The organism is Ornithinimicrobium sp. F0845, from assembly GCF_023015765.1.
In the GTDB taxonomy this organism is placed as follows: Bacteria; Actinomycetota; Actinomycetes; order Actinomycetales; family Dermatophilaceae; genus Ornithinicoccus.
Window position 1 is genome coordinate 1 of sequence record NZ_JALKAL010000036.1, and the last position, 720, is coordinate 720.

The following is a 720-nucleotide window of genomic DNA, read 5'->3' on the forward strand; positions in this document are numbered from 1 at the left end:
GTCGGGGAGGTGCAGGGTCGCCGGTCGTTCTTCCTCTCCCCGCAGGAGGTCACCAGGTTGGCGTTGACGCCGGGATCGGTGATGCACCGCCTCCTGACCGACCCGGTGACCGGGCGGTGCCTGGAACGCTCCACCAAGTCCTACCCGTTCACCCCGGCCATGAAGACCCAGATCGCCTTCGCCGACGGATCGTGCCGGGCGCCCGGGTGCGTCATCCCGGGCGTGCTGTGCCAGTTCGACCACGTCACCGAGCACGGCACCGAAGGCGGGGACACCCGGGAAGCCAACGGTGCCCTGAATCACCCGGCGCATCATGACCAGAAGACCAAGCAGTACCTTGACGCGGTCATCAACCACCGCCGGGACATGACCTGGCAGACCCTGCTCGGCAAGATCTACCGCACCAAGGCCCACGACTACACCCAGTACTCCACCCTGCTGGCCGAAGCGGTCGACCAGGTCAACGCCGCCCCCGAGGAAGACCGGGGCGAGGCGCTGGACCTGGCGATCTACCAGGCCCTGTCCTACCGCCCCGGTGCCGGCCGGCTCGTCGCCGAGGACGACGAGGAGTTCAACGACCACCGGTTCCAGTGCTGGGACCTCATCCGCCTGACCCGCCGCAACCTCAAGACCGGCCGACTGGTCAACGGACCCAACCCCGACACCGCCGCTGCCGAACGCGCCCGCCACACCCACGCCACCCACCCCGAACAGGCCACC

General features: G+C 68.9%; 1 pseudogene. It reads left to right on the forward strand.

Going from position 1 to position 720, the window contains the following annotated elements:
* Nucleotides 1-720: pseudogene (locus tag MWU75_RS19610) on the forward strand (hypothetical protein); the annotation flags it as partial.